General features: G+C 38.0%; 21 protein-coding genes and 3 pseudogenes. 23 read left to right on the forward strand and 1 reads right to left on the reverse strand.

The genetic code is table 11. The annotated features are described in order from the left end of the window. The first annotated feature begins 250 nt into the window (after positions 1-250). Together gnpA and ACTNC6_RS04985 are read left to right on the forward strand one after the other, a co-directional pair. Positions 251-2,110, forward strand: a pseudogene (gnpA, locus tag ACTNC6_RS04980) (1,3-beta-galactosyl-N-acetylhexosamine phosphorylase). A 299-nt stretch (positions 2,111-2,409) separates the two neighbouring features. Further along, positions 2,410-4,740, forward strand: coding sequence for a diguanylate cyclase (locus ACTNC6_RS04985; RefSeq protein ID WP_441043350.1), 2,331 nt, complete (start codon positions 2,410-2,412; stop codon positions 4,738-4,740). A 58-nt stretch (positions 4,741-4,798) separates the two neighbouring features. Here the strand turns inward: ACTNC6_RS04985 and pckA are convergent, their stop codons facing one another. Continuing rightward, on the reverse strand, positions 4,799-6,403 hold the full coding sequence (pckA, locus tag ACTNC6_RS04990) for a phosphoenolpyruvate carboxykinase (ATP) (RefSeq protein WP_055149436.1): 1,605 nt from the start codon (positions 6,401-6,403) through the stop codon (positions 4,799-4,801). A gap of 425 nt (positions 6,404-6,828) precedes the next feature. Between pckA and ACTNC6_RS04995 the strand changes: the two genes are divergently transcribed. The 21 genes and pseudogenes from ACTNC6_RS04995 to ACTNC6_RS05095 form a co-directional block, all read left to right on the forward strand. Then, the gene (locus tag ACTNC6_RS04995) at positions 6,829-7,593 is read left to right on the forward strand and encodes a PIN domain-containing protein (RefSeq protein ID WP_441043351.1); all 765 of its coding nucleotides are present in this window, start codon (positions 6,829-6,831) and stop codon (positions 7,591-7,593) included. A 258-nt stretch (positions 7,594-7,851) separates the two neighbouring features. Continuing rightward, positions 7,852-8,193, forward strand: a complete 342-nt coding sequence (locus ACTNC6_RS05000; RefSeq protein ID WP_441043352.1) for an arsenate reductase family protein — start codon at positions 7,852-7,854, stop codon at positions 8,191-8,193. A gap of 115 nt (positions 8,194-8,308) precedes the next feature. Continuing rightward, positions 8,309-8,740 carry a Panacea domain-containing protein gene (locus ACTNC6_RS05005; RefSeq protein ID WP_441033107.1) on the forward strand — a complete coding sequence of 144 codons (432 nt, stop codon included), beginning with the start codon at positions 8,309-8,311 and terminating at the stop codon, positions 8,738-8,740. Beyond that, positions 8,727-9,194 carry a hypothetical protein gene (locus ACTNC6_RS05010; protein WP_441043353.1) on the forward strand — a complete coding sequence of 156 codons (468 nt, stop codon included), beginning with the start codon at positions 8,727-8,729 and terminating at the stop codon, positions 9,192-9,194. The genes ACTNC6_RS05005 and ACTNC6_RS05010 overlap by 14 nt, the downstream gene beginning before the upstream one ends. 45 nt (positions 9,195-9,239) lie before the next feature. Next, on the forward strand, positions 9,240-9,716 hold the full coding sequence (locus tag ACTNC6_RS05015) for a DUF1653 domain-containing protein (protein WP_441043354.1): 477 nt from the start codon (positions 9,240-9,242) through the stop codon (positions 9,714-9,716). 163 nt (positions 9,717-9,879) lie between these two features. After that, the gene (locus tag ACTNC6_RS05020; RefSeq protein WP_120062444.1) at positions 9,880-10,401 is read left to right on the forward strand and encodes a cysteine hydrolase family protein; all 522 of its coding nucleotides are present in this window, start codon (positions 9,880-9,882) and stop codon (positions 10,399-10,401) included. Positions 10,402-10,488: 87 nt separating this feature from the next. Beyond that, positions 10,489-11,091, forward strand: a complete 603-nt coding sequence (locus tag ACTNC6_RS05025) for an HDIG domain-containing metalloprotein (protein WP_441043355.1) — start codon at positions 10,489-10,491, stop codon at positions 11,089-11,091. A gap of 353 nt (positions 11,092-11,444) precedes the next feature. Further along, positions 11,445-12,041, forward strand: a complete 597-nt coding sequence (locus ACTNC6_RS05030) for a class I SAM-dependent methyltransferase (protein ID WP_055149465.1) — start codon at positions 11,445-11,447, stop codon at positions 12,039-12,041. After that, positions 12,011-12,577: pseudogene (locus ACTNC6_RS05035) on the forward strand (phospholipase D-like domain-containing protein); the annotation flags it as partial. The gene ACTNC6_RS05030 and the pseudogene ACTNC6_RS05035, both read left to right, overlap by 31 nt. Before the next feature lie 299 nt (positions 12,578-12,876). Then, on the forward strand, positions 12,877-13,041 hold the full coding sequence (locus ACTNC6_RS05040; RefSeq protein WP_441043356.1) for a hypothetical protein: 165 nt from the start codon (positions 12,877-12,879) through the stop codon (positions 13,039-13,041). Between the two features lie 56 nt (positions 13,042-13,097). Continuing rightward, the gene (locus tag ACTNC6_RS05045; protein ID WP_441043357.1) at positions 13,098-14,741 is read left to right on the forward strand and encodes an IS66 family transposase; all 1,644 of its coding nucleotides are present in this window, start codon (positions 13,098-13,100) and stop codon (positions 14,739-14,741) included. 221 nt (positions 14,742-14,962) lie between these two features. Then, positions 14,963-15,856 carry a hypothetical protein gene (locus tag ACTNC6_RS05050; RefSeq protein WP_441043358.1) on the forward strand — a complete coding sequence of 298 codons (894 nt, stop codon included), beginning with the start codon at positions 14,963-14,965 and terminating at the stop codon, positions 15,854-15,856. 107 nt (positions 15,857-15,963) lie between these two features. Continuing rightward, positions 15,964-17,943, forward strand: a complete 1,980-nt coding sequence (locus tag ACTNC6_RS05055) for a P-loop NTPase fold protein (protein WP_173742889.1) — start codon at positions 15,964-15,966, stop codon at positions 17,941-17,943. A 70-nt stretch (positions 17,944-18,013) separates the two neighbouring features. Continuing rightward, positions 18,014-19,156 (forward strand): hypothetical protein, encoded by a 1,143-nt coding sequence (locus ACTNC6_RS05060; RefSeq protein ID WP_441043359.1) that lies wholly within the window; start codon positions 18,014-18,016, stop codon positions 19,154-19,156. 610 nt (positions 19,157-19,766) lie between these two features. Then, entirely contained in the window at positions 19,767-19,919 is a 153-nt protein-coding gene (locus tag ACTNC6_RS05065) for a hypothetical protein (protein WP_281217605.1), read from the forward strand. A 110-nt stretch (positions 19,920-20,029) separates the two neighbouring features. Beyond that, on the forward strand, positions 20,030-20,473 hold the full coding sequence (gene tnpA / locus ACTNC6_RS05070) for an IS200/IS605 family transposase (RefSeq protein ID WP_020994059.1): 444 nt from the start codon (positions 20,030-20,032) through the stop codon (positions 20,471-20,473). Between the two features lie 30 nt (positions 20,474-20,503). Beyond that, positions 20,504-21,832 carry an IS200/IS605 family accessory protein TnpB-related protein gene (locus ACTNC6_RS05075; protein WP_441043360.1) on the forward strand — a complete coding sequence of 443 codons (1,329 nt, stop codon included), beginning with the start codon at positions 20,504-20,506 and terminating at the stop codon, positions 21,830-21,832. 203 nt (positions 21,833-22,035) lie between these two features. Further along, positions 22,036-22,350 (forward strand): hypothetical protein, encoded by a 315-nt coding sequence (locus ACTNC6_RS05080; protein ID WP_441043361.1) that lies wholly within the window; start codon positions 22,036-22,038, stop codon positions 22,348-22,350. A gap of 121 nt (positions 22,351-22,471) precedes the next feature. Continuing rightward, positions 22,472-22,837 carry a PAS domain-containing protein gene (locus ACTNC6_RS05085; protein WP_441043362.1) on the forward strand — a complete coding sequence of 122 codons (366 nt, stop codon included), beginning with the start codon at positions 22,472-22,474 and terminating at the stop codon, positions 22,835-22,837. Between the two features lie 107 nt (positions 22,838-22,944). After that, positions 22,945-23,748, forward strand: a complete 804-nt coding sequence (locus ACTNC6_RS05090) for an SDR family oxidoreductase (RefSeq protein ID WP_441043363.1) — start codon at positions 22,945-22,947, stop codon at positions 23,746-23,748. A 151-nt stretch (positions 23,749-23,899) separates the two neighbouring features. Further along, a pseudogene (locus ACTNC6_RS05095) lies at positions 23,900-24,400 on the forward strand (AAA family ATPase); the annotation flags it as partial. Positions 24,401-24,545 lie beyond the last annotated feature (145 nt).

Here is a 24,545-nt window from a genome sequence, read left to right on the forward strand (position 1 = left end):
CCTTTCTTCGGTTTACGGCAGATGAGTATATTTGTAGCAATTTTGTTTGTGGATTCTGAATGACAGTGTTTTCTATAATACCATAATTTTTTTGTAAGAGCAAGATTTCTAAAAAACAAAGCAAAAAGTGAATTGAAAAAAATTTTGAAAGAAAGTATTTTATAAACAGATAGACTGAAAATAATGTGATTACAGAAGTGAACGGACAGTAATTATCCGCTTGTCAGCAAAATGAAGGAGGTAACAGAAAATGGGAAAAGGTCGTGTAACCATACCAACTGACCTGGATGTAGTTCCACAGACACTGGAAATGATAGAAGAGTGGGGCGCTGATGCTATACGTGACTGTGACGGAACAGAATTTCCGCAGAAATTAAAAGACACAGGTGCCAAAATTTATGCAACCTACTATACAACCCGTAAGGACAATGCCTGGGCGAAAGCACATCCGGAAGAAATCCAGCAGATGTATATTATGACATCTTTCCACACAGCGGTTGCAGATACACTGGAGATTCATCTGATGGATCACCTCTATCCGGATATGCTTGCAGTCAACACAAGAGATGATGTCCGCAGATGGTGGGAAGTAATGGATCGTACCACAGGAGAGCCGGTACCGACAGATCAGTGGTCATATGAAGAAGAGACAGGAAATGTAGTGATCTTATCTACGAAACGCTTCCATGAATATACTGAAGTTTCCTGACATATATTATGTGGGATCCTGTACATATGTACAATGCAGTAGTAAATGACTGGAAAGACGTAGAACCGCAGATTACATTTGATGTGCGTCAGCCGAAAACAAGAGCACACTCTCTGGAACGTCTGCGCAGATTTCTGGATACTCATGAGTATGTAAATGTTGTAAGATTTACTACTTTTTTCCATCAGTTTACGCTTGTATTTGATGAACTTGCAAGAGAGAAATATGTAGACTGGTTTGGCTATTCTGCATCTGTCAGCCCATATATTCTGGAGCAGTTTGAGAAAGAAGTGGGCTATCCTTTCAGACCGGAATATATCATTGATCAGGGATATATGAACAATACCTATCGGATTCCTTCAAAAGAATTCAAAGATTTCCAGGCATTTCAGAGACGTGAAGTTGCGAAACTTGCCAAACAGATGGTAGATATCGTACATGAATACGGAAAAGAGGCCATGATGTTCATGGGAGATCACTGGATTGGCATGGAACCTTTTATGGATGAATTTGCATCTATCAGACTGGAGGCTGTAGTGGGAAGTGTTGGAAACGGAGCAACCTTACGTTTATTCAGTGACATTAAGAATGTGAAATATACAGAAGGAAGATTCCCGCCATATTTCTTCCCGGATACCTTCCATGAAGGAGGAGATCCTGTAAAAGAGGCAAAGGTGAACTGGGTAACAGCAAGAAGAGCAATCTTAAGAAGCCCGATCCAGAGAATAGGTTACGGCGGATATCTGAAACTTGCCCTTGAATTCCCGGACTTTGTACAGTATATCAAAGAAGCATGTGAGGAATTCCGTACTCTGTATGATAATATTCAGGGAACAACTCCCTATTGCGTGAAACGTGTGGCAGTTCTGAACTGTTGGGGAAAAACATCAGTGGCAGGGCAAATTCTTCCAGCTGGATGATATTCTTGGTGTGGAAGAGGAGCATGGATTCAATCTGAACACTGATAAATATAACTGGGAAGAACACAGAGATCATTTTATCCTGCAGGATGCAGAGGGAGATGTTGATTTTGGAGAAGGCAAGAAGAATATTTATGCATTGACGGAGACAGAAATCCTGATCCAGAAAGAACAGGAAGTACAGATGGCTGTAAAGAAATTCGGAAAAGGAAGAGGCGTTTATATCAGTGGACTTCCATACAGCTTTAAAAACAGCCGTATATTCTACAGAGCAGTTCTCTGGTCAGCATCTGCTAAGGAAGAACTTTACTGTTGGTATTCCACTAACTACAATGTAGAAGTACATGCTTATGTAAAGAATGGTAAATATTGCGTAGTAAATAATACTTATGAGCCACAGGATACTACTGTTTACAGAGAAGACGGAAGCAGCTTTCGGTTACATCTGGAGACAAATGAGATTAAGTGGTATCAGATTTAACTGAATAAAGAAGTTTTTTTGGATCAGATATTCAGTTATGAATAGTATTTAAGAGGGGAATCTTATCTGTCTGAAAAAAAGAATAGATTAATGAAACAGGATTATTGTATAAAAAGTATATTAGATTATATATACGACAATCTTGTTCCTTTTTTAATAATAAAAATATAATAATATGATGATTCTACCAAAGAGGATTGTTTGATAACTAAATAAAAATAGACAAAATATATTGAAGTACACATAAAATTATTGTAAAATAAAACGAAAGTTAAGCTTTTGGAAAGGAAGCGCAATTTGTGGAAAAAAGATATACGATTGGTGTAATGGTGGGAAATGCAAATTCTCCGCATACGATGGATCTGATGCAGGGGATTTTTCATACAGCTCAATCTATAGATGTTAATATTATATTTTTTCTTGGAATTCACAGCAGTTATTATTATAAATCTTATTTTGGAGAAGATATAGAGGATGACTACGATTATCAGTTTAATGTTGTATATGATTATCAGGCATTTGCAGATATAGATGCACTGATCATTGCCTATGGATCACTCTGTATTTTTCTGGATGAAAATGAGAGCAGTATATTTTTGAAAAAATACAAAGATAAGCCAAGGGTTCTTCTTGAAGAAAGAGACCAGACCGGAGAAGCCACTTCTATTATTGCTGATAATTACAATGGAATGTACACAATTACAGAACATCTGATAAGGGATCATGGTTTTAGCAATTTCACCTATCTTGCAGGTCCCCATGGAAATACAGATGCCAGAGAACGCAGACAGGCAGTCTATGATGTGATGAAAAAATATGAGATTCCTTTCGGACCGGAGCGGATTGCCTATGGAGATTATTCATCCTGTGTACATAGGCAGGTCAATCAACTTTTGGATGCCTATCCGGACATGGAAGCAATGATCTGTGCAAATGATGTGATGGCAGAGACTGCATACAGGGAATGCGGAAAAAGAGGCTTGGTAGTAGGAAAAGATATTGCCATTACCGGTTTTGATGACTGGGAACTTGCAAAAACAATGAATCCGCCACTGACAACTGTATTACAGAATGCCTTTGACATGGGGGATATGGCAGTACTTGATGCCTTAGAATTGTGTAAAGGTGGGAAAAATCACTCTATCGTAATTCCGGCAGAAGTGAAGATACGTGAATCCTGTGGATGCTCTGCACGAAAAAAATTTCATAAAAAAAATTTGATTTCTGAAGAAAAAATACAATGGTCAGATATTACAGAGAGATGCCTGAATGATATAATGAAGGAGATTCTTTCAGAAAATTCGAACCAGGTATTAAAAGATGAAGTGCAGGAGTATCTGAGAACTATTTTAAAAGTAGATTTCAGAATTACAGAGAGCGAAGACAATCTAAAGAGAGGGCTGCAAAGTTTATTTCTCAGCAAAACAGGAAATCTGATCAGCATGCATTCTTTGATGAAAGCTCTGGATCAGTTTGTTGATGAATGTATTCGAATAGAATTAAACAAAGAAAAACCGGACAGGGAAAATATCAGGAATCTGCTTCTGCGGAAAAGGCTGCTGAATGATAAAATTATGGCATATAATATCAAAAAAGAGAAAGAACGTTTCAGTACCTTTCAGCAGGAGAGCTGGTTTGTACCGTTGATTTCCAAGGATATGTTATCTCATATGAATGATGAGCGGGAAATGTACAGGCGGGCACTTGTAAAATTAAATGCATTAAATGCCAAGGCTTCATATCTTTATATTTTTGAGAAACCTGTAGCCCATTACAGGAATGATGAATGGAAATGTCCGGAGAAAATGTATTTGGTTGCGCGCCAGATTGGCGGCGAGGTCATAGCTTATAAAGAGGGAGAACGTTCGGAAGTTTTCAGTGGGTTTTCCGCTGATGGAAAGATTAGATGTAACAAGAAGGATGACAGTAATTATGTTGCAACCGTTCTTTGCCTTTTTTCAGGAGAAATGCAATATGGGATTCTGGTGACAGAAATTGATCCTGCAAATCTGTCATTGTTTTATCTGATCAGCAGACAGATCGGAAATATGCTTCGTATGTATCAGATGTCCAGAGAACAGAAAAAGATGCAGCAGAAGCTGGAGACCCTTGTCAGAGAGATTGAGGAGAAGAATGAAGTTTTAAATTTCCTTTCTGAATCAGATGCCCTGACCGGATGTCTGAACAGAAGAGGGTTTATGGAAAAAGCAGTACAGATGAACCGGGAGTACGAGGGGAAAGAGGTTGTAATTCTTTTTGCAGATCTGGATCACCTGAAAGAGATTAATGACTGCTTTGGACATATAGAAGGGGATTTTGCCATCAGGCGATGTGCGGAGGTATTGAAATCAGCAGCAGGAAAACAGAGTATCACCGGAAGAATAGGTGGAGACGAATTCTGCGCAATGATTCCTGGAAATGCGCAGGATGGGCAGAAGCTCAGAGAACGGATCCAGGAGGAAAATCTTGCATTTAATATGAAATCAGAAAAGCCATATTATGTGGAACTGTCTGTAGGATATCATGTGATCCGTTGCGGTGGCGATCTGATAATCTCCGAGGCATTTAAGGATGCAGATAAGGCTCTTTATGAAGAGAAGAAGAAGAGAAGAAAATCCGTGAAAAAGTAAAAAACAAAAGGGATGCGAATGATTCGCATCCCTTTCATAATTATCTGGACAATTTAAATTATAACTGAGGACCAGCTGCAACAAGTGCTTTACCAGCAGCGTTTCCTTCGTATTTAGCAAAGTTCTTGATGAATCTTCCGGCAAGATCTTTTGCTTTTTCTTCCCATTCAGAAGCGTTAGCATATGTGTCACGAGGATCAAGGATACCTGTGTCTACGCCGTTAAGCTCTGTAGGAACTTCGAAATCGAAGAATGGAATCTTCTTAGTAGGAGCGTTAAGGATATCTCCGTTAAGGATTGCATCGATGATACCACGAGTATCTTTGATGGAGATACGTTTTCCTGTTCCGTTCCATCCTGTGTTAACCAGGTAAGCTTTTGCTCCGCTCTTTTCCATTTTCTTAACAAGTTCTTCTGCGTATTTTGTCGGATGCAGTTCAAGGAATGCCTGTCCGAAGCAAGCAGAGAATGTAGGTGTAGGCTCTGTGATTCCACGCTCTGTACCAGCAAGTTTAGCTGTGAATCCAGACAGGAAATAGTACTGAGTCTGAGCTTCTGTCAGGATAGATACCGGAGGAAGTACTCCGAAAGCATCTGCGGACAGGAAGATTACGTTCTTAGCTGCCGGTGCAGAAGAAATCGGGCGAACGATGTTTTCAATGTGGTTGATCGGATAAGATACACGAGTATTCTCTGTTACGCTCTTATCTGCGAAATCAATCTTGCCTTCAGCATCAAGTGTTACGTTCTCAAGAAGAGCGTTACGTTTGATCGCATTGTAGATGTCTGGCTCAGATTCTTTGTCAAGGTTGATAACTTTAGCGTAGCATCCGCCTTCGAAGTTGAATACGCCGTTGTCATCCCAGCCATGCTCGTCATCACCAATCAGGAGACGTTTCGGGTCTGTGGAAAGAGTTGTTTTACCTGTTCCGGAAAGACCGAAGAAGATAGCTGTGTTTTCGCCGTTCATATCTGTGTTTGCAGAGCAGTGCATGGAAGCCATGCCTTTCAGTGGAAGGAAGTAGTTCATCATAGAGAACATACCTTTCTTCATTTCTCCGCCGTACCATGTGTTTACGATAACCTGCTCTTTAGTTGTGATGTTGAACATTACAGCTGTTTCAGAGTTAAGGCCTAATTCTTTATAGTTTTCAACTTTAGCTTTGGAAGCGTTGTATACAACGAAATCTGGCTCGAAGTTTTCAAGTTCTTCAGCTGTTGGCTGGATGAACATATTTGTTACGAAATGTGCCTGCCAAGCAACTTCAACGATGAAACGGATAGCCATACGAGTATCTTTGTTAGCACCGCAGAATGCATCTACTACGAAAAGTCTCTTGTTGGAGAGCTCTTTTTTAGCGATTTCTTTTACTGCATTCCATGCTTCCTGAGTTGCAGGATGGTTATCGTTTTTGTATTCGTCTGTTGTCCACCATACTGTATCTTTGGAGTTCTCATCCATAACGATGTATTTATCTTTAGGAGAACGTCCTGTGTAGATACCTGTCATAACGTTAACTGCACCAAGTTCGCTGACCTGACCTTTTTCAAAGCCTTCCAGTTCCGGTTTGGTTTCTTCTTCAAATAATACTTCATAAGAAGGATTGTAGACAATTTCTGTAGTTCCGGTAATGCCATACTTGCTTAAATCGATTTTTGCCATCTTACGTTTAACCTCTTTTCTTCGTTAATGAAAGCGCCTGTTTAAACAGGCTTAAGATACCTTACCATAAAAGCGAATGGGTATCGCTTCTCTTTTATTATTATACATATTTAACGCTTAAAATCAACAGGATTTTTGCCTTTTTTTGAAATTTGTTAAAGATTTATCAACTTAAATTTGATGAAAAAACCGTCATTTTTCACAAAAGGTATGTAAATTTATTATGGTGGCAATATGGGAATACTATTCGTGGATATGATAATATTCTGTCTGACTGGAACAGGCAGGAAAGACAACCAGGAAATACTAACCAGGAGAGTTGCCACTATGTGGTTGTGCCGAAGAAAGATGCATGTTAAAATAGGAAAGAATTATCCGGCTGAAAAATGACAGAGTATTATACAGCAGAGAAAAATAAAGAGAGGATGAAGATTATCAAAACTTATTATTTAATTGATTATGAAAATGTAGGAAGTGAAGGCTTCAAAGGATGTGGTAAATTACGGGAAACAGATATTATCCATCTTTTTTATACAGACAACAGCAGAAAAATAGATCTTGATATTATTAATGATCACGGAGAAGCAAAGCTGGTCACACATAAAGTACCGACAGGAAATCAGTCTGCAGATATGCATCTGGGCTCTTATCTGGGATATCTGATAGGAAAAGAATGCACAGGTCAGGATGAAGAATGCAAAATTGTTGTAATCAGCAAAGATACAGGCTTTGACCATATTATAGAATTCTGGAAAGCAGAAGAAAATGTGAAAATCTCCAGAAACGAAAAGATTTCCGGAAAACAGGTACAGACAAGAAAACAGGTAAAAAAACAGACCGGTAAAGAAAAAGACAGACAGGTAGCAGAACAAACTGATCAGAAAACAGAAAAACAGTTGATTGAACAACCTGAAAAGCAGTCGGCCAAACAATCAGAGAATCAGAATACAAAAAAGCCAAAACAAAAGATAATTGACATGAAAGCCGGAACAAAGAGATTGCAGCAGGAATTGATATTGGTTCTCGACAAGGCAGGCATGCCAAAGGAAGTGGTAAACTATGTTTCTACAACTGTGGAGAAAAATGCAGAAGACAAAAACAGAAAGCAGCAGATTTACAGATCTATCATTTCCAAATACGGACAGACAAAAGGACTGAACATCTATAACCATATTAAAAAGAAAATCTAACGGAATAAAAAATAACGGAATAAAAGAAGGAGGCCGGGAACCTTATTGATTCCCGGCAAAAGTATGAAAAAGAAAAAGTTTTATTTGCAGTTACTCTTTGCTCTGTACAGGTAATAATATAACCGGAAAATGTGAGAAATATGTGGTGAGAATTTGAAAAAAATGTGAAATGGATGGAAATTTAAAATGAACAGGCAGGAAAAGAGAAAATATAGCAGGAACAATAATTCTAAAAAAAATGGGAGAAAGCATTAGACTATGAATATACAGATTTTTGGTACAAAGAAAAACTTTGACAGCAAGAAAGCAGAACGCTATTTCAAAGAACGGGGAATTAAATATCAGTTTATAGATATGAAAGAAAAAGGATTAAGTAAAGGAGAATTCCAATCTGTCTGCCAGGCAATTGGTGGTTATAACAAGCTGATAGATACTGACTGCAAGGATAAAGACCTGCTGGCATTGATTACCTATATTGCAGAGGAAGACAAAGCAGAGAAAATCCTCGAAAACCAGAGCATCATCAAAGTCCCTGTGGTAAGAAACGGAAAACAGGCGACAGTGGGATATCAGCCGGAGATTTGGAAAAATTGGAAATAAATTTTTTTCATGGTAAAGAAATGGATGTCAGAGTGTTTATGAAAATTTCATAATATATATACTGTTCAGAAATGAAATACAGTGCTATATTAGTAAAAAAAGAGGAGGAAACAGAATGGCAAATGTATTTGATACAGCAAAATATATTCTGGAGAAGTCGGGTAAAATGTCAACCATGAAACTTCAGAAGTTATGCTATTATTCTCAGGCATGGGCACTTGTCTGGGATGATGCTCCTTTATTTGATGAAGATTTTCAGGCATGGGCAAATGGACCGGTATGTCCGGAATTATTTTTCAAGACAAAGGGAATGTATTCTGTCAGTGCAAAAGATGAAACCGGTGGGGAAGAGAATCTTACAGATGACCAAAAAGATACAATTGGCAAAGTACTGGAATATTATGGAGGCCATGATGCACAGTGGCTGAGCCAGTTAACACATATGGAAGATCCCTGGTTGAAAGCCAGAAAAGGAGTTCCTTCGGGAATGGGATGCAACAATATAATTACAAAAGAAAGTATGGCATTATATTATGGCGGCCTCTAAGAAATATAAACAAGTCAGACAGAGAGAAATTCCTAAGGGAAAAAATATTGCTCAGGGCGGAAACCCTGAGCAATATTATTCGGAAAATCCAGCCTGGTCTTTTGCCAGTTCAGATCAGGAAATGTGGTCATTTTCACAAAAACATATAGGAAATACGATTTGGACAGAAATAATTCCTCGACTGAGAGCTTTTGAAAGTCAGACGTGGAGTGAAATTCTGGTTAAAGATAAGAAACAAAACCATTCGATTATTGTAAATGATCTTAATAAGAGTGCACAAGATCGACTGGCATCAAAATATATTGAAGCAGAATCACTGATATCACTACGACTTACTGGTAGTCACAGACTTTATGGATACATGACAGGACGTGTTTTTAATGTACTGTGGTATGATGATAATCATGGTGATAATAATGCCTGTGTATGCAGGTCTTATTTGAAACATACATGATTATCAGGCAGGAAGAAATAGATATATATATAACGAGGAGAAAAAATGGCAAAGATCAGAATCATAAAGAAAAATAATGACTGCAGCATGGAATACGAAGTAGGTGATATTTGTGAGGTCACAGGCACCTGGTATGGCGGCGTCCACATCAATGGCCGTTCCGGAATCCCGGTTTCCCTTGATAAAGAAGAATATATGGAACTCAACACAGAATCGGAAGAACCTGACAGTGCAGAAAATGAAAACACATCGGAACCACCGGAACACGATATCCATGCAGGCGACATTGTACAGCATTTCAAAAGAGAATGGGTATCCCCGGATACTTCTGAATATCTCTATAAAGTCCTTGCAGTAGCCCATCATACAGAAAACGGTGAAAAACTGATGATCTATCAGGCACTTTACGCACCTTTCAAAATCTGCGCCAGACCCTATGATATGTTTATGAGTGAAGTGGACAGAGACAAATATCCGGATATTAAACAGAAGTACAGATTTGAAAAATATACTGAAAAATAGATGATTGATATTTTATGGAATTGCTATAGTAAAACAGGCACTTTTGCCTGTACAAAAACACTTTGTCGTTGTATAGTAATAACAAATAATAACAGCACACGTTTCCAGAGATTTTATAGGATTATCTGAAAAAATGTGCAGAAAGAACGAAAGGAAAGGAAATATGCAGAAGGTATTAGTAGTTGTAGACATGCAGAATGACTTCATCGACGGAGCTCTTGGAACAAAAGAAGCAGTTGCCATTGTACCTGGCGTAAAAGAGAAAATCAAAAACTTTGATGGAGTTGTTCTTTTTACCAGAGACACCCATGAGACTTACTATCTTGACACCCAGGAAGGAAAGAAGCTTCCTGTACCGCACTGTATCCGTGACACCGAAGGATGGCAGATCCGAAGCGAATTAGATGCACTCAGAAAAACAGAACCCATTGATAAAGAAACCTTTGGTTCCACAGATCTTGCAGGAGAACTGGTGGCAATGAATGAGGATAATGAAATCGAAAGTATCACATTTGTAGGTTTATGCACAGACATCTGTGTTATTTCCAATGCACTTCTGGCAAAAGCATCTCTCCCGGAAGTTCCGATCATCGTAGACGCTAAATGCTGCGCAGGCGTAACACCGGAAAGCCATGAGAATGCACTGAAAGCAATGGAAGTATGCCAGATTCAGATTGACAGATAAACTGCAGAGCAGTTATTCAGTTATGAGCAAGCAGCAAAGCAGATATTTTATCCGCTTGACAATTCAGATATGAGGAGTGACAAAATAATGAAAACAATTACACGAGATGAGGCATTCACATTATTAAAGAAATACAACAAGGATCCCTTCCACATTCAGCATGCCCTGACTGTAGAAGCAGTAATGAAATGGTATGCCAGTGAACTTGGCTATGGTGAAGATGCAGAATACTGGGGAATTGTAGGACTCCTCCACGATATCGACTTTGAATTGTATCCGGAAGAACACTGTCTGAAAGCTCCGGAAATGCTCCGCGAAGCAGGCGTAGGCGAAGACTTGATCCATTCAGTTGTATCCCATGGCTATGGCATCACAGTAGGATGTGGCGCAACTATTGACGTAGCACCGGAACACGAAATGGAAAAAGTACTTTTTGCGGCTGACGAACTTACAGGACTTATCTGGGCAGCAGCACTTATGAGACCATCCAAAAGTACAAAAGACATGGAACTCAAATCCCTCAAGAAGAAATATAAAAGTAAAGGCTTCGCAGCAGGATGCTCCAGAGAAGTCATCGAGCGCGGCGCCGAACAACTCGGCTGGGAACTGCAGAAGCTGCTCACTATGACATTACAGGCAATGGCAGACTGCGAGGATGAGATTAAGGCGGAGATGGATGCGGAAGAGTAATAGAATGTCTGATTTATTGACTTATTACCAGAAATGAATGATGGAATCAGAAAACCAGACTGTATGTAGGGGAAGAAACCTATGCGCAGTCTGGTTCTCTTTTTTATATGGAAGTTGATGAAAGAGAAAAGATATCAAAAAAGAAATATGCAACAGTTTTTGCGTATTATAGATAGGTGAATATAATAAAAAATGTCTGACGAAAATTGTTGCTGTTTATGTCAAAAAATTGTATAATATGTCACAAAGAAGTTAGATTTATCAGAAAAATTAAGTCATAAGAAACAAAACAGGTATTTTGCAGATAAAACAGGAGTGAAATCAGTGCTGGATGGCATTTGGTGAGTGAATATATGGCAGATATAGATAAAACATTAAAATATTACAACGAAAATGCGCAGTCTTTTGCCTCTGGGACTGTTTCGGTAAAGTTTACAGAAGTGCAAGATAAATTTCTGGAGAAACTTAACCCAGATGCGTATATTCTTGACTTTGGCTGCGGTGCAGGTAGAGATACAAAGTACTTTCTGAGTCGTGGATATCAGGTGGATGCAGTTGATGGTTCAGAACAATTGTGTCGGATTGCAAGTGAATATACGGGAATCAAAGTCAGGCAGATGTTGTTTCAGGAATTGGATGAAAAAGAAAAATATGATGGCATATGGGCTTGTGCATCTATTCTCCATTTGCCGAAAAAACAACTGCGTGAAGTTTTGAAAAATATGTATGCAGCATTGAAATCGAAAGGATGGATTTATACCTCTTTTAAATACGGAGAATTTGAAGGTGAACGGAACGGAAGATATTTTACCGATTTTACGACAGATACATTTAAAGATTTCATACATGACATGCATGGCCTTAAAATAGAAGAACAATGGATTACAGGAGATGTCCGACCGGGAAGAGGTGAGGAAAAATGGCTGAATTTACTTCTGCAGAAAAAGTAAACATCGGGTATGAAAACGAATATTCCACAGATGCAATGACCGGCGGACCGGATAAAAGAAGACAGCTATATTATCAGCTGATCCGGAGTATGAAAAAAGCGGAAAGCGTTGATATCATTGTTTCTTTTCTTATGGAATCCGGAGTGAGAATGCTGCTGAAAGAACTGGAACATACTTTGAAACGTGGAGCCAAAATCCGAATCCTGACAGGAAACTACCTTGGAATTACACAGCCATCAGCACTATATCTGATCAAAAGAAAACTTGGTGACAGAGTTGATCTTAGATTTTATTGCGAAAAAGGACGTTCCTTTCACCCAAAGTCTTACATTTTCCATTATACAGATCACAGTGAACTTTATATCGGTTCTTCCAATATTTCCAGAAGTGCGCTGACCTCAGGAATAGAATGGAATTATCGGTTCAGCAGTCAGAAAGACCCGGAAAACTACAAAGAGTTCTTTCGTACATTTGAAGATTTATTTGTGAATCATTCCATTATCATTGATGACAAAGAATTAAAACGTTACTCCCAGGTTACTGTTCAAAGGTATGTATAAGTCATTGTAAAAAGTGACGAAATTATTTTCTCTATTTTGTGGATAATTATCTTCAGCAGAAAAAACTGTATTTATAGTTTTTTCTGCTGTTCTTTTTCACAAAAGTTATACACCGAATCCTATCCATTCTTTCAGACAGAGGCCTTATATCTACTCATTTCCAATCTTATAATGGAGATTTATCCACAGTCAGATTGCCCAATGGGTCATTTCCGGAAATTCGCTTTTTTCCTGCATTTCTGCTATACTTTTTTCAAGAAAGAGAGGTTGTTTTTATGGAAATTGATTTTATACAGGAACTAAAAAAATGTGATGAACTTCTTGACGGCTATCTCAGGCAGATCGAGATCCAGGAGGAATTCATCCAGAAACAGAAAGAGCTGATCGAATATCTCGAGAATCATATCTCAAAGATTACAGATATCGTCAGCAGTGTTTAGCAGGACTGTACCGGAGGAAAACGTATGCCTGATACTTTTATGATCATATCACTCTCATGTGTCGGCTGAAAGCTGCACAACGCAGAAACAAAGAACTGGAATCTGGTGAAAGATATATCCAGTTAGAAGAACTTCATCAGAAAGAGTACAACGTTTATGAACATAAGATTGAGAAGCTGAAAAAAGAACTTGCAGATGCGCACAAAGAAACGATCCGTGTGCGCAATTACTGGTTTCAGGTACTGGAGGATATGCTCCGGGAGTTTGAAAAGGCACAAAAAAGGTCCGCGCAGGAACTCCGAAAAATAGAGATTCGTGCACTGAATGCAGAAAAACAAAGAGATGATGCACTGGATAAAGCAGCCGTTTTCAGACATCAGTTTTATGAAGCGGCATCCAGACTGGAAGAAGAACAGGGAAAGAATCTGAAACTACGGGCACAGATCAACCGTGATTATGAAAACTCTTCTATTCCTTCTTCAAAAGCAGTACGATGTAAAAAGATCACAAACAACAGGAAAAAAACAGGCAGAAGACCAGGCGGGCAGCCCGGCCACAAAGGGCACTGCCGGAAAAGACAGGAGCCTACACAGCCAGTTATTCTTCTTCCTCTACCTGAAGAAGTGCTCGAAGACTGTGCTTTTAAAAAGACTGCCAGGACCATCGTAAAGCAGATGGTAAGTATCCGTATGGTCCTGAATGTAACGGAATATCATGCAGATGTTTATTATAACAGTCATACGGGAGAACGTGCACATGCAGCATTTCCAGACGGAGTTATCGATGATGTGAATTATGATGGCAGCATACGGGCATTTCTGTTCCTTCTGAACAATGACTGCTGTACATCCATTGATAAGAGCAGGGCATTTCTGTCCGACCTGACGGGTGGAAAACTGAATATTTCCAAAGGCATGATAAGCAGACTAAACCGGGAGTTTGCTTTAAAAACTGAGCCTGAACGCAGGTCTGCCTATGCAGATATGCTGCTTTCCCCTGTTATGCATACGGATTGTACAAATGCCAGGGAAAACGGAAAGAGCTGCCAGGTATATGTCTGTGCAACACCGGACGGAAAAGCCCTGTACTTTGCCCGCGAGAAAAAGGGACACGAAGGAGTAAAGGGTACGGTTACAGAAGACTATCAGGGGATCCTTGTCCATGACCATGATATTACCTTTTATAATTATGGAGCAGATCATCAGGAATGCCTTGCCCATGTACTGCGGTATCTGAAAGCCAGCATAGAGAACGAACCAGACCGTACCTGGAATAAAAAAATGCATGCATTGGTGCAGGAAATGGTCCACTTCCGAAATGGATGCCGGCAGCCACACGGACCAGATCCGGAAATAGTCTCCGGATTCGAAAAACGATACCGTGAGATACTGGAAACTGCCCGGAAAGAATATGAAAACATTCCGGCAAATGATTATTATAAAGACGGGTACAATTTATTCCTGAGAATGGAGAAATACATGCACAACCATCTGTTGTTCCTGCATGATATCCGGGTACCTGCCACGAATAATGAAGCCGAAAGGCTTCTAAGGAATTATAAGCGGAAACAGGCGCAGGCCGTGACATTCAGAAGTTTCGAAAACATCGATTATCTCTGCCAATGCATGAGCATGCTTGTTTTGATGCGCCTTGAAGATCCGGCCAATATATATGACAGAGTGTCCAGAATATTTGGATAAAGAAAACCGATGGCTTTGACTGTTATCAGTCTACACCATCGGTTTTCTCAAGTCCAGCTAACCCTTGAACAGTAACGGTGATACAGCTGGAGTTCCTTTTTTATGGAAAAAAAGATAATTAAAATGTATAATAGACTTATAAAAAAGGTTAGTAACGGGTAATACTTGAAAAAAGTTATAGACGAAAATAGATGATTGTAAAAAGCATAGGGGGCTGGAATATGAAGGGTGAGAGTAAATTAATGGATTTTCCTTATTTATCGAATTGGTATGTAGAGGATGAAGAGATACAGAAATTCCAAGATGCAACATATAGAGAATTTGTAAAACTCTGTAAAAATGAAGACGGAATAATTGAAATGAATTCTCTTTTGAATTCTGAGTGGATGTTGAGAACGTATTGTGCATCTAAAATGATAATGGCAGCTACATTGCTTTTAAATTCGGCAGAGTATTCTATAGAAAAAAATCTGTTAATTACTGTACCATATCTTCAATACTATGCAATGTTTTGCGCTGCAAGAGCATTTTTATATGTTTGTCCATATAGAAATACAAGTGATATTCCCAACTTGATGGTAACATCTCATGAAAAAGTTCTGAAGACAACATACAATGAAATTAAAAATCATTTAAATAAGAAGTTGGCAGAAAAAATAGAAAAGATGCTATTCACACTTAAGGGACAAAGAGAATTGTTTTCATATAAATTTCCAGCTACAGGACTTCAAGAATTAGTGGATTATGAAGATGTGGTGACATATTGTGCAATATTGGCAGAACTTACTGAATTAGAGTCGGAGCAGATTGAGAAGGTATATAAAAAAAAGATTCTTTCAAATTCTAATGGTGATTGGATGATATTGGATGAAGATATTATGAAATATACTTTTACATATTTTATAAATTCTGAGAAAAATAAGGTTTTGGAAGTGGTTGACTGGGATGATTTTTATCGGGTTGCGAGACATTGTAAATATCCTCAAGCGATTATTAGTACAATTACAGAGGGAATGGCAGAAGACTTTTTTGGTGCTTGGGCTAAAAATGAAGATGATACGGAAGATATTTTTAATCCCGATGATAATTGGCAAAGAATTTTTCCTTTTCCATAGAAAAGAAAGAAATAATAAATTTCAAATAGAAGATTGGCATAAGCTACAGTATTGTGCAGAATGCTAATGCTGTAGGTGAGAGGATTATAGGAAGGGGAAGACAAGAGATGGATGAGCGGTACTTAAGTGAGAGCAGTATTCTAAAAGAAATTAAGTATTATATAGATACCAATTTCTATAATTATGCTGTTATGATTGATGGAGCATGGGGAAGTGGAAAAACATATTTCGTGAAGAATGTGTTATTGAAGAAAATTGAATCTAACGAGAAGAGAGTACTGTATGTATCTTTGTATGGCATTTCTAATATTCAGGAGCTAGGAAAAAAGCTATATTTAGATTATCTGCTTAAGGATAAAAGTAAACTTGTGACAGAACATACAGAACTGGTTGAAAATGTAATTGGAACAATAATTGATATTGGATCTCCCTTTATGGGAAAACTGGGCGATATTGATATAAAAGAAAAGAAAATTAAAAACATAGTTCAAAATACCGTTAAACATATTTGTCCAATGAAAAATTGTGTTCTGATATTTGATGATCTGGAAAGATGCGATTGTTCCATACAGGATATTCTCGGATATATTAATGGATTTGTTGAACAGGCTGGAATGAAAGTTATTATAATTGCCAATCAAGAAGAACTCAGAAAAAAGATAGATGCACAGACATTAGCATTGCAGATTCGTGCAGTTATTGGGAAGGATGAAACACTTGATTTTACAGAACCTGGAAATGGACAACTTGTAAAATATCTTATGTCCATGCAAAATAAACAGCCTGAAAATGAAAAAATAAAAAAGGTATCTTTAAATGTGGCAAAAGAGCGTGTTGCCAGAGTATTTGGTGTGGAATCAGAATATGAGCATATTCGGGAAAAAATTGTTGGTACTGTATTTCACTATAATCCTGATACTAAAAAAGTTATGAGCAATTTAATTCAAAAAAACTTTACATATAATACGAATGACAGAAGACAGCTTGAAAAAAATATTAATTATCTGGCTGAAAGTATGGAAAAAGCGAAACATGTTAATTTCCGTACCTTCCAATTTTTTTTACAAAAAATGGATAAGTTGCTTCAGGTATTGGACGGTGAGGATTACGAAAATAAAGATTTTATCTATAAACGGGTTATCCTGTCATGCTGGGATAGCTGCATTTTATTTAAAACAGGAAAATTAAAGGATGATTGGAACGATGCTGAATATATAGAAGGAGTGAAATTTCGGGTTCGAGTCATAGAAGATTATATAAAGTATAGTTGGTTGAATGTTGAAAAAGGAAAGATAGTTTTTAAAAAGTTTGATGTGGAGGAAACCAGAACAAAATTACTCAAAAATGATCCTGTTAATTTATTACAAGATAAATGGTATAGAGCAGATAGTGATGATTTTATAGTGAATAATATGAATGCTGTAATAGAAAACGCGCGAAACGGAATGTATGATATTGGCTCCTACGACAAAATTTTACAAATTTTTTTACAAATTTACACGGCTGGATTCGATATTGAATATGTAGATCGATTAATTAAAGCAATGTGTGAAGGAATTGAAACCAAAAGTGCCACTGGAATTTTAGATTGTATAGGTACAATGTCCTGGGAATCAAAGAAAACTGAACAATTGTATAAACAGTATATTCGAAAATTACAGGAAGTTTATAATAAATCCATGGAGAAAAAATCAGAAGATGATTTAAATATTTTTTTGAAAGAAGATAATTGGGCACAAAAAATATATGATTATTGTTTAAATGTGAAACATCCCCAAAAACAGGAGGATTACACAAAAAAATTATCTCCATTTCTTAAGGCTTTGGATGTGAAGACACTTATTAGAAAGCTTGAAACTTCGAATGGAGAAAATTTGCAAAAATTTGCTTCTGTTCTTCGTTTAGTATATCCACTACAATATAATCCAAATGCTTTTATTGAAGATAACGAAGAAAGAAAAAAATTATGCCTTGCAATGAAGCATTGTAAAGAAAATGAAACACAGTTGATTAGAAAATTTCAGTATCAAATAATTGAAGAATACCTTTTGAAGTTTACAGATTTTGAAGAAAGTACAAAAGAATAGCAGGATTTATAAAGTGGCAATTTTGTGAATAAATAACGGGCTCACAATTGATTCTTTGAGGAATACAAGAATGGGAAGATTGGGATGTTTTTCAGCTGATATTATTTTACGATATAACAGTAGAGACTTGAATGGTAACGAAGAAGATTCCTCCGAATTTATAATGGGGGTAAAAGAAAACATTTTTTGGAAGAAAGCTTACACTATAAATGAGCCATTGGAAGATTATCCAGGAAACAGCATAATAGCTCAAGAGGAAATGCAATTTTGTTTAAGTTGTGGCTGGCAGAATGAAGAGAGAACATTACCAGAAAAATATTTTTCTTTAAGGGTAGAAAATATTGTAGCGCATGAAAAAACGGAAGCCTGGGGAAAAATTGAAAATAGTTTATTGGATATATGCAGAACGCTTAGCCTTCAGTTGAATATACATAATTGCAATAAACAAAGTTTTCAGCCAAAGGTGCAATGGGAGAATGATAGTATAAACTGGAGTGTTAAGCCGTATGAACCATATGAAAGCTTACTGGATAAGTTAAGTGAGCCTGTGGAATATGTAGATCAGAATGGAATGAAACATATTTGCATTCAGGTTCAATCTAAAATAGAAATGAAAGTAAGCACGTCCTGTATATTATATGGATATTTGGATAAGAATGAGTTTTTATCTCTATTAAATTTGGAAATAGATGAAAAATTGAAATTTCTTATTGAGGAATATTTTATTGCACTTGGTTCCGAGAATATGAACAGCAAATTTTTTCATTTATTTGCTATTATTGAATTCATAGAAAAAGAATATGCTGGATTGGCTGGTGCTAATAAAATGCTCTCTGTTGAGAATGTGAATGAAGTGCTACAGGAAATTAAAGGAAAACTTCATTCTGAGGCTGATAAATCCAAACAAATTTTGAGTACACTAAAGGGAAATTTGAGCAGAATGACGGATATTGGACGTGCACAAAAACTAGCAAATATATTGAACAGACTGAAAATATGTAATCTTCAGGAGTGCGGTAATGAAGTAGCAATCGATAAAGGAAGTATGCAAAAGTTAATTGATTTGAGAAATCACTATTTTCATGGTGACTCTGGAAAAGAAAATGAAAAACTCTTAAAAATAGATATTGCTGTGGCAGAATTGATGGAAATATGCCTCAGGGTGATTCAATACAAAATTTCGGATATCCAACTGCAAAATGAAATTGTATAATATAGAAAAATAAATGATTGGATAACAAGATTTGGTTAGCGTCTATAATCGGTATAAATCAATACTAACAATATTTTTGTATAAAAAGAGTTTAAGACTTAAATTAATCCAGTCAATGATGCTTTTTTATGAATATACTGAGGGTCTGACCATCTAACTAACCGATAAATAAAATAATGAATTAGTAAAAAGTTGATGAAAAGTCTATAAATGTAATGTGACATTGGAGTTTAGCGCAATAGAGTTCGAATATTGTGGATCGCTTGAATCGTTGGAAGAATTCTTTCATAAATATATTAATATTAGAAGTTGTCAGTTATTAAGGATTAATCCTGAAACGAAGAAGTGGAATTGCTCTATGGCAACAAGGGCGAATCGCAGGGAAACCAGGTATTTGCCGATTTGCTGCCTCATCTGATCAGGGTAATAGAAAATGCCGGAATGCTGATCATTGATGAATTTAGCAATAGTCTTCATAATAAATTGGCTAAAAAATTATTGAATTCTTTATGGAGAATGTTGCTTTACGCTAAAATGGTTTCATGCTATCATTATTTTAGTTGAAAATTTTGATGGCATGAAGCTATTTTTGATTGGAGGCATGGAAGATTTGAACTTTAATTATTGCTATAAAATTACTTATGAATCAGGGGAAACTTATGACAGACGAAGAAATGAGCTGTCAGTAGAAATTTCAAAAGAAGACTATAAGAAAATTATAACAGGAGTATTACAGGAAAGATCGATTGATCAGATTGAATAACTGCGCGTCGCATTCTCGTTACTTCCAGTGATGAGTTAGACGCGCAAATTTTTTTGCAAAACAACAGAACAAATGTTTACATAAACCAATACATATGGTATAATATTTATATGGAAAAAGATATATTTAATATAGATAAAAACAAACTTTCATATGGTAGGGGATATGTCTATTCCTTGCAGTATCATCTTGTCTGGTGTACAAAATACAGAAAAAAGGTTTTAAAAAACGGAATCGATACAGAATGCGAAGAAATGTTACAGAATCTTGCAGAAGAATATAAATTTCAGATCCTGGCAATGGAGGTGATGCCGGATCATATCCATCTGCTTGTGGACTGTAAACCTCAGTTTTATATTTCAGATATGATCAAGATCATGAAAGGAAATCTTGCACGCCAGATGTTTCTTGCGCATCCGGAGTTAAAAAAGGAACTGTGGGGTGGGCATCTGTGGAATCCGTCTTACTGTGCCATAACGGTCAGTGACAGGAGCAGAGACCAGGTGCTTGCCTACATCGAAGGACAAAAGGAAAAAGAAAAGAAAAAAGCCTGACAGAAGAAATGATTTGTTGGAGGAAAAGAGATGCAGACCGTATCCAGCTATGGCGTAGAATTACGAAAACAGAATATCCCAGTCCGCCAGACACTGGAAATCTACCGGTCTGTGGTCAGTTACCTGACAGAAATATATGAGCAGGTGTGGGAAGAACTGGCAGAGATACCGGATGCCAAAAGGCGGTTTAATGCTGCAGAGCATCTGGTGCATACTACAAAAAAGAATCCTGCACGCTTTGATTTTGATCTTCGCTTTCCGAAGATGCCGTCCTACCTGAGGCGAGCCGCAATCCAGCATGCATTGGGAAGTGTATCTTCTTACGAAACACGGATGGAACTGTGGGAAAAGTCAGGAGAAAAAGCAGGGAAACCCAGACTGGCGTATGAGAATCATGCCATGCCTGTTTTTTATCGTGATGTCATGTACAGAGAGGAAAAAGAAGGAAAAGACGAAGCATACCTGAAACTGTATGATGGTCATGACTGGAAATGGTTTTGTGTGCGTTTAAATCACACAGATATGGAATATCTGCGCAAGAACTGGTCGGGGAAAAAGGCATCAGCCCCGACACTGGAGAAAAGGCACCATAAATATTTCCTGCGTTTTTCTTATACGGAAGAAGTGACACTTACGAAAACACCGGTAAAAGAACAGATCATCTGTAGTGTGGACTTGGGAATCAATACCGATGCGGTCTGTACCATTATGCGGGCAGACGGAACTGTCCTGGGGAGAAAATTTATCAATCATCCCAGTGAAAAAGACCGGATGTACCGCACACTGGGCCGGATCCGAAGATTCCAGAGGGAACACGGCTCTGCGCAGTCACGGGGAAGATGGGCATATACGAAACGCCTGAACATAGAGCTGGGAAGAAAAATTGCAGGTGCGATCGTAAAAAATGCAGAAAAGAACCATGCAGATGTGATCGTATTCGAGTATCTGGAAATGCAGGGAAAGATATCCGGAAAGAAAAAACAGAAACTGCATCTGTGGAGAAAACGGGATATCCAGAAACGCTGTGAGCATCAGGCACACAGAAAAGGAATGCGGGTATCCAGAGTCTGCGCATGGAATACGAGCAGGCTTGCATACGATGGCTCCGGAAGTGTGTCCCGTGACCTGAAAAATCACAGTCTTTGTGTATTCCAGACAGGAAAAAGATATAACTGTGACCTGTCGGCATCGTATAATATCGGAGCAAGATATTTTATCAGAGAACTTTTAAAATCCCTTCCGGTAACGGAAAGGTCTTTGCTGGAGGCAAAAGTCCCTCCGGTAAAGCGTAGAACCTCATGTGTTTATGCAGATCTGAAAGAACTTCATTTACAAATGGAAATCTTAAAGGCAGCATAAATGCAGGCAGATATACAGTGGACTACCTGCAATGTGGGAACCTGCCATATCTGGCATGGAAAAATGCGCATAACTGCGCTGACCTAAGTTACAGGCGTATCCGCCGATATTTAGTCTGACGCCTAAAGCGTCTGGAAGCACGCGACTTCAGTCGTGTGAGGATAAAGTTTTTAATTCACGGGATTTCGGATGTAATTGATAAAATGACGGAAAATGTTGAATTTGCGGATCGTTTTATGAATAAAAATGGTTCATTAAGAAAAACACCATTAAAGAAAAAAAGAGCTATTTCAAAACTTGAATTTTTTATTCCGGAATATGAGTATCGGCGATTAAAAAAGATGAAGGATCCAATAGAGACATTGGAACGCCCAGTGGAACATATGACTGTTTATCGGAATGATGGTTCCAGTGTGACTTTGACAGCGGAGAATGGACGTGTGAGTATTGTTGACTCCAGGGAGAAGAATGTAAGGCATATTATTGAGGCAGATTATTTTATTTCGAAAATTTTGTAATGATTTATTACAAATACCATTGATGGTGTCTGTATGTATGCCAACAGATATTTAAAGATATTTGATGTGGATAGTAAACTATTAGACGAAAGAAAAAAAATGAAAGGACATAAAAAAATATATGATTAGTTTTTATAAGAGTATTATTGACCAGGACAGGGCTTCGATTGTTATATGCAATCTTAAGCATGAGATTATCTACATGAATCCGGCAGCTGTTAACAGCTATGCGAAGCGAGGCGGTGATAAACTTATTGGAAGAAGTCTGTTAGATTGTCATAATCAGGAATCCAGGGATAAAATACAGAAGGTAGTGGACTGGTTTGCGGCAGATGAGAGCCATAACCTTGTCTATACTTTCCATAATGAGAAGCAAAATAAAGATGTTTATATGGTGGCACTCAGAGAAGAGGGAAGACTGATAGGATATTATGAAAAACATGAATATCGAAACGCAGAAACTATGAAACAATATGATTTGTGGTGATGTTATGGCACAGGACGAATGGTGCAGGCAGTTATCAAGAATGAGGAAATACGACAGGAATTTACCCGTGTGGTAAGAAGAAAAAATGGAATGAGGTAAGCGACAATATGGAATCAAAACAGAAAAGAACAGCTCTTGTCACCGGCGGAAGTTCCGGAATCGGACGATGTACTGCAGCAGCATTGAGTAAGGCTGGCTACATAGTCTATGAGTTCAGTCGCCGGGATGTTCCGGTAGAAGGCGTGAAGCATATGTGCGTAGATGTGACAGATGAGGCTTCCGTGCAGGAAGCTGTTGAGCAGATCCTTTCGGAAAGAGAAAGGATCGAGATTCTTGTAAACTGTGCAGGCTTTGGTATCTCAGGTGCGGTGGAATTTACAGAATCAGAACAGGCGAAAGCGCAGTTTAATGTGAATTTTTTTGGAACTGTCAATGTAAGCAGAGCTGTTCTTCCATCTATGCGCAGACAGCACAGTGGACATATTGTCAATATCAGTTCTGTGGCAGCGGTGGCACACATTCCGTTTCAGGCATTTTATTCTGCCAGTAAAGCAGCAGTGTCTTCTTATTCCTGCGCGCTTGATAATGAAGTAAGTCCTTATGGTGTCAGGGTAACAGCAGTAGAACTTGGAGATATTCATACCGGTTTTACCCAGGCCAGACAAAAGACAGTTTTGGGTGATGATGAATACGGCGGCCGTATTTCACACGGTGTCAGTCAGATGGAGAAAGATGAACTGAGTGGGATGTCGCCGGAGGTTATTGGTACATATATTGCGCGGATTGCACAAAAAAAGAACTGCGCACCAATTTGTGTGGCGGGTGTGAAGTATAAGATTCTGAGATTCTTATGTAAAATTCTGCCATGTACATTACGGGGAAAGATTGTTGGTTCTATTTACGCAAAATAACTGAGATTATTTTATAGAATCCCGATATAGCCCGGGTGTCTGGATATATAACAGCTTTTTTCAGCTTTACGTTAAAATAGTTTCATGCTATCATTATTTTACTAAAAATTTTGGTAACGTGAAGCTGTTTTTTGATTGTGGGGTGTAAGGAATGGGTAGATTTGTAAATCCTGATAACAGTGCATTTCAGGTGGCACTGAATTCTCCGATATATGTGGATAAAACCGGATTGTTGGAATATACAAACAGCGTACTTAATACAACAGAAGCTTATATCTGTAACAGCAGACCACGCAGGTTTGGAAAATCATATGCTGCAAATATGCTGGCCGCTTATTATAGTAAAGGCTGTAATTCCGAAGAAATGTTTTCAGGGCTGGATATAAGCAGGGAATCCGATTTTAAGACGCATCTTAATAAGTATGATGTGATTCATCTTGATATTCAGTGGTTTCTGGCAAATTGTGATAATGTGGATAATGTTGTAGCGTTTATTACGAAATCCGTACAGGCTGAATTGAGAGAGATTTACCCTGGTGTTCTGCCTGAAGAAGAGATAAGTTTGTCGGAAAGTCTTTCGCGTATTAAAAATATTGTTGGACAGAAATTTATTATAATTATTGATGAGTGGGATGTTCTGATCAGAGATGAAGTGTTACTGATCTCATGAGCTGTCACCAGACTGCTCACACGAATTGTCACCGGTTTGCTTAAGTTCTTGTCATCGGTAACAGCGAGTTCGCCGCCTGTTTCCAGGCGGCAGACTCTTACTTGACTGCAATCGTGAGCATTTCATG

Origin of the sequence: Blautia sp. HCP3S3_C4, from assembly GCF_052064095.1 — a bacterium.
Taxonomy (GTDB): Bacteria; Bacillota; Clostridia; order Lachnospirales; family Lachnospiraceae; genus Blautia_A.